Origin of the sequence: Paenibacillus sp. ISL-20 (assembly GCF_018613005.1) — a bacterium.
Lineage (GTDB): Bacteria > Bacillota > Bacilli > Paenibacillales > Paenibacillaceae > Paenibacillus_AQ.
In genome coordinates, this window is the sequence record NZ_JAGGRD010000008.1 from 17323 (window position 1) to 27964 (window position 10642).

Genomic DNA, 10642 nt, shown 5'->3' on the forward strand with positions numbered 1-10642 from the left:
TACACTCCTTTTGCGGTAGTGTATCCCTTTTGCGTTTTTTTACTCCTGACCCTGGTCCCTAACCGTGGGAAAACCATCATTCATATCGGCGCTGTTCCGAACCAGTTTGATTTCCATAACCGTGCCTTGGCCAAGCGTGCTATGAACCTGAATATATCCTTCATGCGCCATCACAATGTCATGTGTGATGGCCATGCCAAGACCTGACCCTTTATGGAGTTCCCCCGTATTGGTCCCACGGTAATATCGATCGAAGATTCTTCCGAGCTCCTCCTGCTTAATGCCTTTTCCATTATCCTCCACACGAATCAGGATATGCTCTTCATTCCTCTCGACCTGGACCTTGATCGAAATATCCTCACGGTTATGAACAATCGCATTATAGATTAGATTGCTGATTGCTCTGCGTATCAGAATATCGTCAACCTCGATTTTAATGATCTCATGACTGCTGCTAAAGTCAATGTCCCGATTGGCGTATCTCGGGTCATTCAGGGTATCGATCACGACATTGCGCACCAGGCTTACGATGTTTACATTTTTCTTATTCAACGTCAGCTTTTTATTCCTCAAGCGGGTCGACAGATTCAAGTCCTCGATCACGTCTCTCAAATATTTGGACTTTCCTTCGATGATCCCGGCATAATCCCGTATTTCATCCATGGAGAACTGATATTCCGTGTCCTTTATCATCTCCGCATAGCCTTGAATCGAAGCAAGGGGCGTTTTGATATCATGCGAGATATTGCCGATCCATTCTTCCTTCATCGCATCCAACTTCTTTCTTTCCTTCTCGCTTGATTTCAGCTCTTGGGCCAAAAGATTGATATTGGCAAACACGTCCTTATATATCCCCTTAGGTTGATGATAGACGTTATAATCACGGCTAGCTAAACGCTTAATGCTGTCGATTAAGATAAACATGGGTTTGGTCAGCCGCTTGCTGAAGATATAAGCGATACATAAGGCGATGAATCCGTCAACGATGATGAGGGATACACTAAATACCTTAAACATCTGTGCGAAGTTCCGTGAATCGATGGTTAACACTTGCCGCTCCAGGTATGGAGTCGTAAATCCAACCAAGTAACTGTAACGATGTTCGAAGCCCGTCTTCTCGCCAATAAAGACGGTGGACAGCACTTCCTTCTCAACATACTTATAAATTTGCACAATATCGATGGGGGTGTACTTCGTTTTGGCCTCTTCCGGAGCAAGATAGCGGTAGATTTCCCCGCCATCCTCATCCAGAATTTGAACCCATGCCTGATTCTTCTCCAGAATCTCCTTGCCCTTCTCGCTTATCGAAGCACCCGATTGCGATATTACGATATGTTCCTGGAAGGATCGGGATATCGATTCTGCTGAGGTTTGCTGATTTAAAAGGAAATCCTCATTCACCGATTGTAGAACGAATAAGCCGATAATCACCACGATGTTCATAATAATAACGATGACGACGATAAGAACCACGGAGACCAGATACCTGCCGGTCAGCTTCCACTTCATCCCTTATTCATCCTCTACGACAAGCTTATACCCAAGGCCTTTTACCGTAAGCAGATGCCGGGGATTGGAAGGGTCCTCTTCTATTTTCTCCCGCAGCCTCCTGATGTGAACCATCACGGTATTATCAAATCCGAAGAATTCCTCACCCCATACCTGATCATATAAACTTTCCTTGCTGATGATCTGGCCGGGATGTTTAAGCAGCAGCGTAAGCAATCCCAGCTCTTTCGGTTTTAGTGGAATGACCTTGCCGTTCTTCTTCAGCTCCACCTTCTCTTCATCTAATTCAAAGGGGCCTTTCTTAATCACGCGATTCGGTTTGGCCTCATGCTCAGAAACATCCGGTCTCCGAAACCGGGCTTTGATCCGGTAAGCCACTTCCTTCGGACTAAAGGGCTTGGTAATATAGTCGTCGCCTCCGATGGCGAAACCCAGGATTTTATCAATCTCTTCGGTCTTGGCCGATAAGAAGAATATCGGAACATTGGAGACGCTGCGTATTTTTTTGCATACCTCGTATCCTTCTCCATCCGGAAGCATGATATCCAGAATGACAAGATCGGGCTGCCACTTCTGGAATTCAAGCCATGCTGCTTCCGCTGTTGCTGCGGTATATACCTGATCGAAGCCTTCCTTGATCAGCACGGTTTGAAGAAGCCTGACAATATCCGCCTCGTCATCAACGACAAGTACCTTTTGATCAAACGCCAATTCGTTCACCCCCTGCTATAACCAACATTTTTCCCTCCTGCCAGGCTGCTATTCAACAGCGCATGAAGCATTGAGAAGGAATCAAGCTTACTCCTCCGCAAAAAACTTCGATAGCGGGTTCTCCTCTTGTTTATCTAACACCACCTTGCCCTTCTTGTCCATCACATAGTACTGATAAAAAGCGCTCGTGAATCCAAGGGATTCCTGCATTTTCGCCATGTAGGTCTCTAAGGCCTCATCACTTACATGATCTCCATTCCAGAAATAATGCAGCATTAAGCGATTTTGATTGAATGGATGCTTGATCACATACGCCCCGGAAGCACTCGGTTGATTCATGGTATCCTTCCAGGCAAAGCCCATTTTGTTCACCCGCTCGATGATACCGGATTTCAGGGCCTGGATCACCCCGTTCGTTTTACCGTTACCAATCACGATCAGATTGCTTGTCCCCAGTTCCTTCTTCAATTTCTTTTTCAACACCTGGCGATCCCGAATAACGTCATATTTCACTCCGCTGATATCAAGAAGCATTGTGAGCTGGTTCACCATGGCTTCTTGCTGCTTGCGAGTTTGATTACTTACTTGATCGCTCAGAACGATCGATAATGGCTCTCCCTGAAGGGCCTTCTCCATGATGCGGCTCATCGTTTCGTAGGGCAAACCTGGAATTTGGGAAAGGGCTGATTGGTACAGCAATTGAAACTGATCATGCATATATGCGGTTTTCTCCTCTTCGGACAGTTGGTATTCAGGCTTTAGTACAAACCCCGGCTGATATAGAGCCGTTGCCATTTCGTTTCGCGCCTCTTTTCCGAGCACGTCTTCAATCGTTTGGAGAAGTCCCTCAATGGTAGCATTTTTGTATACATAGCGTTTGAAATACTCCTTCATAAAGCGGTCAAACTTCTCTTCGCCAACGGAACGGTACAATTGGTAGATCGCTTGGCGACCTTTCTCGTAATACACCGGACTCGCCAAGTCCCCCACTTCGTCATTGGTCGACGCAATGGCAAGCTCCATCTTGGAATCGTCAAATTGAATGGATTTAAAACCATTCAGCTTATCCCCCTGCTTCTCGGCAAAATACACCTTGGAAAAATCGGCAAAACCTTCGTCCAGGAAAGATTCCTTCTCCGAATCGTTCCCGATTAGAGCGTGGAACCACTGATGAGCGATTTCATGAACGAATACCGTCTCCTGCTCGGGATCGGCCTGGCTGTGAACCTGTCCCATCTGGATGACCCGTGAATATTCGATAGCCACACCCTCCACGTAAGACTCGACGATTCGGAATTCCGGATAAGGATAAGCGCCGTATTTATCACCAAAAAATTCAATGGCTTTAAATGCCTGATCGATATACCGATCAATGACCTGTTTCTTTCCCGGTTCGTTATCAAAATATAAATATTCGATCGTCAAGCCGTCGCGGGTAACACTATCCATTTTGAAATTGGGACTGGCAAAAAATACGAATTCCCTTGTATTGTTGGCAACAGTGGAAACAACCTTTCGGCCGGGTTCCACGTTATTCCGTGTCGTTATCGTGCCTGGCATCGCCACCTGATAAGCGTCAGGAACGTTGAACTCTACTTCATAATCTGCAGAAGTATTATAATCGCTTTCGAATGATGGACTGTAAGGGGTTGTATTCCATCGATGCTTCTCCTCGTCATAGACCGACAAAACCGGAAACCAGTGAGCGCCATTCACAATATCCTGGTAATACGATAAGCGCTGCGAACCATACGGAATGTTCAGAGAGAAGTCCATATGTACCGATATCGTTTCGCCCGGTTGAAGAGGCTCCTTCAATTGAATAGTCAAAGCCTGATCTTTATTATGGAACTCGAGAGCGTGGCTGTTAGCGTTCACTCCTTGAATATCAATACCGCCGAGAAAATCTTCCGGCTTCTTATCCGGATGGTTCTTGCTGATTTCTTCGTTCGATCGTTTAAACATGGACGTCTGTGTCGATTTCGAACGGTTGGCATCGGCATAGGTATGGAATACCAGCTGATTCAACGTATCCTGACTGGTGTTTCGATAGGTAACCATGCTGCTTCCCTGCATGGTCATGTTCTTCTCGTTCAGTCTCGCCTGAATATGATATTGAATCGGCGCATGCGCTTCAACGCTCGCAGAGACTTGTGAAATTGTAGTCGGAGAACCAGCCTTTGCCGCTGCATGACCCGCGTTGATGAGCGGGCATGCAGTCAATGTCAATGCAAGTGAGCCAATAATAGCCTTTTTCGATAGGATCGTTGTTCTTTCTTTTACATGAGTCATGTTATTCTCTCCCTCTGATATCGTCCTTATTTTCCTAACGTTTCGAGCTTCACTTTGACTTGTTCCGGAAGCTTGTTTGCCTGTACCTCTTGATAGGAGCTGACACCCTTTTCTTTGACGTACAAACGCAAATACGCTTCTTTTCGCAGTTCTTTGTTCGCCCTAAAGGTTAACGTTTTCGCCTTCCCTTCTTTGTTGAATCCCTCCAAGGTGTACTCATAGTAGATGTACTTCTCCCCGTTATCCATTTTGTCTTCCACTTTGGTTCCATCTTGAATTTGCACATAATATGAATCTGTCCCGAAGCGGTTAATGTTCACATTTTGAATAAATACAACAAACCCAATTAAGATGGCGACAAGAATGCCGCCGAAGATCATCGTTTTTTTCATGACTCTACTCCTTTATGATAGGTTAATTTGTTTTGGTTACAATTTTATAGTAGGACCTAACGGTCACGACGTAATAGATCAAATAAACACAGGTATAGACGCCCATACAGATCACGACCGGAATCACGAGATTCATATGCAGAAGTTTGGACAAAGCTGAAAGTGCGACAGCGCAGTGGGCAATGCCGGCAACGAGCGGCAAAGCAAAGATGAACAGGACTTGCTGGGCTATGCTCTTTTTAACCTCATTCCGATTTACGCCGATTTTGTTTAAAATCTGATATCTTGCCTTGTCCGAATTGGCTTCGGTTAATTGCTTGAAATATATGATGCTGCCGGTCGCCGTGAGGAACACAAGCCCCAGAAATCCTCCCATAAAAATCAACAGGCCTGACGCTTCCATTCCTCTCGCATAATCCTGATAATAGCTGGCAAATGACGCACTTTCCGGCAAGATGCCTTCGAGATCCTCCGTCAGCTGCTTTGCTTTGTCTTGATTCGATATGCCATAGGCCTCCAGCATGATCGTGGTTGCTTGTTTCTCCAATTGCGCAAACCGTTCATCGCTTACAACCATAGTAGAATAGACCGTACCCAAGTTCAGCACGCTGTATTTCTTCAATTCCTTAAAGGTAATTGGCAGTTCCTGCTTGTTTTGTTTGAGAGTGACTGTAGACCCCACATACGTCGGTGAAATTCCTTCGAAATAGGACGGGTCCAATGCAACGGCCTCTTCTCCGCTTAAAGTAATGGTGTCTTTGCGGCCCTGCATTTTCGCCAGCTCGTTAAAATCATGCTGAGATAGGACGTTGTATGTTTGGATGTCATGCGAAAATGCTTCACTGAGCCCTCTAACATCAGCATCCACTTCAAGGACAGGGACGGACGCATGATATAACAGCTCGTGATGCGGAGTTGAGTCTATCAACTCGTCGGCTCGCTTTGTCACGCTGCTATCGTGGGAGATCCACATCATGCTGTTGGGGTTCGCTTGCTGGGCATTGCTTGCATTACTGTAATAAAAGCTGTATGCCGTCCCAACAGCAGTAAGTGTTGTCGCGCTAAGGACGGCAATGATCGTGAGCGTACGCGCATTGCCTTTGATGCGATATAGAAGCTGGGAGACACCGATCATGTTCATCCCGTTCCAGAATCTGTTCTTGTTATTTCTGGATATTTTCAGCAACGTCACGGTCAGGGTACTGAACAGCAGATACGTTCCGATAATCACCGTCGTCAGGATGACGAGTGGCGTTAGCATGAATCCCATCGCCGCCCAAGCCTTGGATTCCAGCAGGTTCTGCAGAGCAAGCCAATATCCGGTGCCTATGAATACCAGAGACAATACAGCGGTAATCCATGAAGCCTTCGGTTCCCGTTCTCCCTCCTGATCCGCATGAAACAACTCAATCAATTTGAACCGGTAGATCAATCGGTAACCCTGCAGTGATGTGATAAGCGTAATGATCATAAACACAATGGCGGTGTTGATGATGGCCGCAGGCGATATCGAGAAATTCGACACCGCATCATATCCCATGACCTTCATTAACAGGGATACAAAAAATCTCGTCAGCACGGAACCCAGGGCAATCCCGGCCAGTAGAGCCAGCACACCCATCAGAAAGTTTTCATAAAATAACATCCGGCCAATTTGTTTCTTCCGAACACCGAGCAATGAATACAATCCCACTTCTTTCTTGCGCTTGCGGGTAAAGAAGGAATTGGAGTACCAAATGAATATAGCCACGAAGATGATCAGCACGACGGCGGCACCGCTAAAGGCCGAGCTGATTTTTGTCGACCCCTCCGTTGCGGACTGAATCGCAGTATCATATTTAAGTGAAACAAAAGTGAAGTAAATGACGATACTAAAGATCATCGAAGCAAAATATAAAAAGTAATTGGTGAAATTTTTGCGGATGTTTTTTCTGGCTATGCTAAACAGTGTCATCATGCTCACCCCCAAGTGCAGCCAGTACCTCCAGGATCTGATCAAAAAACACCTTGCGCAGTTGGTCTTCTCGATGAAGCTCCTGGTACAGCTGCCCGTCTTTTATAAAAATGACGCGTTTGCAGTAGCTTGCTGCATAAGCATCGTGAGTGACCATCATGATGGTGGCACGCTCTATCTCATTCAGTTTCTTTAAGCTTTGCAGCAGGCTGGTTGCCGACTTGGAATCCAGCGCCCCTGTCGGTTCATCCGCCAGTATGAGGCTTGGATTGGCCACAATGGCGCGCGAGGCCGCGGTGCGCTGCTTCTGACCACCCGAGATGTGATAAGGATATTTGTTTAAGATATCGCGAATCCCGAACGTATCGGCGATCTCGTTCACCCGTTTCTCAATCTCGGCTGCAGGCACCTTGGACAATGCCAGGGGAAGCAAAATATTTTCTTTGACGGTGAGTGTGTCCAGCAGGTTGTAGTCCTGAAAGATAAATCCTAGCTGATTCCGGCGAAAATCCGATAGCTGCTCCTCGTTCATCGATACGATATGTTGTCCGGCAATGGTAATTTCGCCTGCCGACGGTGTATCGATCGTCGAGAAAATATTCAGCAGCGTGGATTTGCCTGCCCCGGAAGGCCCCATAATACCGACAAACTCACCTTCCTGAATTTCAAGATTGATGTCTTGCAATGCCGTATATTGATTTCCTTGAATACCGAATGTTTTTTCTACATGTTTTGCTTGTAATATGGTTGTCATATCGCGTTCTCCTTCAAGTCATCGTTAGTTAAGCACAGATGTAATTATAGAAGGCGAACCTTACACGATTTTTATACGAACCTTACATAAAGCTTAACAAACTTGTTGAGTGCTCTTACTGGCTCAGAACAAAACAAAAACCCGCTGCATGGACATGGCCATGGCGGGCTATAGCGTTCTGTTATGCGGATTGGAACGAATGAACATGCTGATCCGTTTCAAGCTATCGGGAGCGATCTCATTAAATCTTTCATATAAGTGTTCATACCCGGGTGTCTGCAGCAAATAGGATACCCCTAATACACGCTTTCAGAATCCTGATTTGACCGAAGCATTTTTTCCGCGGATCCCTAGTAGCGTTGATTCCACACAAGCCCATCCCAATCTTTCGTCATCCAACGTCTCAAAATCCGTTTGTTTCATCGTCACTAATGTCATTCAACTGCTGACTAACTAGAGTCCAAGAAAGGAGTTTAACAGATGATGTCACCCGATATCGAAGCCATCAGGCAGCAGCTCCCCGGCTGGCTGGAAGCCAGCTCGCCATGTGTCGGCAGAGGCAAAGTCGCTTCCTATATCCCCGAGCTGTCCAAAGCTCCCCATGATGCTTTGGGCATCACCTTAATGAACCCCCAGGGTGAATCCGTCACCGCCGGGGACTGCGGGCTGCGTTTTACGATGCAGAGCATCTCCAAAGTGTTTACGCTGATATTGGCGCTGATGGACAATGGAGAGGATGCCGTCTTCAGTAAGGTCGGCATGGAGCCGACCGGAGACAACTTCAATTCCATGCTGAAGCTGGAGTTAGTGAGACCCGGCATTCCCTTCAATCCGATGATTAACGCAGGCGCGATTACCGTTTCTTCCTTAATTCGCGGAGACAGCCCGAACGATAAATCCGACCGAATTCTTCAGTTCCTTAAAGAGCTAGCGGGCAACGCTGGTTTGGAGTATGACTTGGGCGTTTACCGCTCCGAATCGGAAACCGGGAATCTGAATCGCTCCATAGCATTCTTTTTGAAGGAAAACGGGGTGCTCAGCGGAGATGTTGAACAGGTGTTAGAGGTGTATTTTCGGCACTGCTCCATTGCTGTGGATTGCGCCGATTTAGCCAGAATGGCATTGGTGCTAGCCTGCAACGGTTCGGATCCGCTAACCGGCAAAGCGCTCATACCGAGAAGATATGTTCAAATCGCCAAGACGTTCATGACGACATGTGGCATGTACAACGCATCAGGAGAATTCGCCATTCAGGTAGGCTTACCCGCCAAGAGCGGCGTTTCAGGGGGCATTTTAACTTTTGTGCCGGGACGTTATGGCATCGGCGTGGTGGGCCCTGCATTGAATGATAAAGGCAACAGCTATGCCGGCGTACATTTACTCCGGTCCATATCCCGGGAGATGGACTGGAGTATCTTCTAAATACAAAAATCCCCCTGGAGCAGTTACAGCTTCAAGGGGATTGAATCCGCCAAATATGTTCTGAAGATAGCGTTTCGTTTCGTTTGTTAAGAGGGGATGCTCTTACCTGTTTCGAATGGGTCCCATTTTCCTATTTTCTGAAGAACAGTCGCCCAATCCGGTCCGCAAATTCCTGCATATTCACACTGGATGGGTCAAGACGGTAATATCCGTTCTTCACGGCCTCCAATACCCATAGCGGCAGCTTCTTGCCCTCAAGCAGCGGATATACGTTGTCGTAAGCCCACATAAGATGCTCCCATCGCTTGTCGTTTCCTTCCTGAATATACTCCGATACATCGAGCACCTTCCCTCTGCCTTCCTGCAGCAGTACATTCTTCAAATGAATATCCCGCGGGTTTAAGCCCTTGCTCCGCACAAAGGAACGTGCTGCCTCGACATCATCGATGACCTGCCTTGGAACGGACACACCATAGAGCAAACAGTCATACAGGGTTAATCCAGATTCATGGCTGATCGCCACATAACGCTGACCTGCCCCATAAAATGCAGGGAAATAGGGGCTGCCCACCAGCTCTTGATAGACCTTAATCTCCGCTTCCTTCTTAGGCAGTGCCTCCGCAGCATACAGTTTGAACGCGTAGGCCGGCAAAGGTTCGTATACGAATACTGCAGCATCCGTACCGATTCCGATGCAGCGCAGATCATCCGATTCGCCTTCAATCGTGACAGGGTCGTTATCACCGTTCTTGATAACTTCCATACAAGCCAGTGCGGTTTCTGCCTGCTTCCAATGTTCCTGATTCATAGGCCACCTCATTTGGTGTTACTGGACTTAAATCAGTATGATCGTACCACACTCACGTTTCAAAAAAAAATATTTGCCAGCGATGCCTGATCCTGACCACAAAAAAGGGGGTGTCCCAAAAGATCTTAGATCTTGCGGGAGGCCCCCTTCTTGCTGTTAGAAGACGCTCCATGTACGAATCGTTCCTCCCATCGCTGTTGCCCCCACATTTCTTGGAATGGTTCTGAGCAAGGACGAAATGTGGGGGCAAAGGCGAGCGCTGACGCTTGTCCGGAATCGATTCGTCCTCTCCGCTACGCCGTGCAGATTTCTTGCTTTTTTAGACGCAAAGAAACCGTTCTTTGGTAAAATGGAAGTGCTACCCACCATTTACGAAAGGAACGGTTTCTTTGTACATTCAATATACCATGGACCAACTTCATCTGCCAATGGACTTGGAGAACGACATTCCTCCCCATCATCTTGTTCGCATCGTCAATGAAGCGGTCAACCGCTTGGATGAGCGCATCTTTTCGGCCGCTTATCCCGGTGGCGGACGAGACAGCTACCATCCCAAGATGCTCACCAAAGTCATCATTTACGCCTATACGCAGCGAATCTACTCCTCCCGTCAGATCGCCAAAGCCGTCCGTGAGAATGTCATGTTCATGTGGCTTGCTGGGAGACAGCGCCCGGACTTCCGCACCATCAATCGTTTTCGTTCCGAGCGTATGAAAGATGTGCTGGAGATCGTCTTCACGAGCGTGCTTCAGTTTCTTGCCCAGGAAAAGTACGTCAATCTGGAACACTATTTTGTCGAC

9 protein-coding genes are annotated in these 10642 nt (G+C 47.2%); 2 read left to right on the forward strand and 7 right to left on the reverse strand.

Annotated elements, in window-relative coordinates; genetic code table 11:
• Positions 1–39: 39 nt before the first annotated feature.
• The 6 genes from J7E85_RS05315 to J7E85_RS05340 all read right to left on the reverse strand — a co-directional run bounded on the left by J7E85_RS05315 (position 40) and on the right by J7E85_RS05340 (position 7612).
• Positions 40–1509 carry a sensor histidine kinase gene (locus J7E85_RS05315; protein ID WP_215155760.1) on the reverse strand — a complete coding sequence of 490 codons (1470 nt, stop codon included), beginning with the start codon at positions 1507–1509 and terminating at the stop codon, positions 40–42.
• A gap of 3 nt (positions 1510–1512) precedes the next feature.
• Positions 1513–2220 carry a response regulator transcription factor gene (locus tag J7E85_RS05320; protein WP_215155762.1) on the reverse strand — a complete coding sequence of 236 codons (708 nt, stop codon included), beginning with the start codon at positions 2218–2220 and terminating at the stop codon, positions 1513–1515.
• 87 nt (positions 2221–2307) lie between these two features.
• On the reverse strand, positions 2308–4512 hold the full coding sequence (locus J7E85_RS05325; protein WP_215155764.1) for a M1 family metallopeptidase: 2205 nt from the start codon (positions 4510–4512) through the stop codon (positions 2308–2310).
• 26 nt (positions 4513–4538) lie between these two features.
• The gene (locus J7E85_RS05330; RefSeq protein WP_215155766.1) at positions 4539–4904 is read right to left on the reverse strand and encodes a YxeA family protein; all 366 of its coding nucleotides are present in this window, start codon (positions 4902–4904) and stop codon (positions 4539–4541) included.
• Between the two features lie 22 nt (positions 4905–4926).
• Entirely contained in the window at positions 4927–6858 is a 1932-nt protein-coding gene (locus J7E85_RS05335) for an ABC transporter permease (protein ID WP_215155772.1), read from the reverse strand.
• Positions 6845–7612, reverse strand: a complete 768-nt coding sequence (locus J7E85_RS05340) for an ABC transporter ATP-binding protein (protein ID WP_215155768.1) — start codon at positions 7610–7612, stop codon at positions 6845–6847. The genes J7E85_RS05335 and J7E85_RS05340 overlap by 14 nt, the downstream gene beginning before the upstream one ends.
• A gap of 480 nt (positions 7613–8092) precedes the next feature.
• Between J7E85_RS05340 and glsA the strand changes: the two genes are divergently transcribed.
• On the forward strand, positions 8093–9034 hold the full coding sequence (glsA, locus tag J7E85_RS05345) for a glutaminase A (RefSeq protein ID WP_483311301.1): 942 nt from the start codon (positions 8093–8095) through the stop codon (positions 9032–9034).
• Positions 9035–9164: 130 nt separating this feature from the next.
• On the opposite strand, the gene J7E85_RS05350 is transcribed toward glsA, so the two are convergent.
• Positions 9165–9842 (reverse strand): protein kinase family protein, encoded by a 678-nt coding sequence (locus tag J7E85_RS05350; protein WP_215155769.1) that lies wholly within the window; start codon positions 9840–9842, stop codon positions 9165–9167.
• A gap of 389 nt (positions 9843–10231) precedes the next feature.
• Between J7E85_RS05350 and J7E85_RS05355 the strand changes: the two genes are divergently transcribed.
• Positions 10232–10642: transposase (locus tag J7E85_RS05355; protein ID WP_215155770.1), on the forward strand; the 411-nt coding region annotated here is incomplete at its 3' end.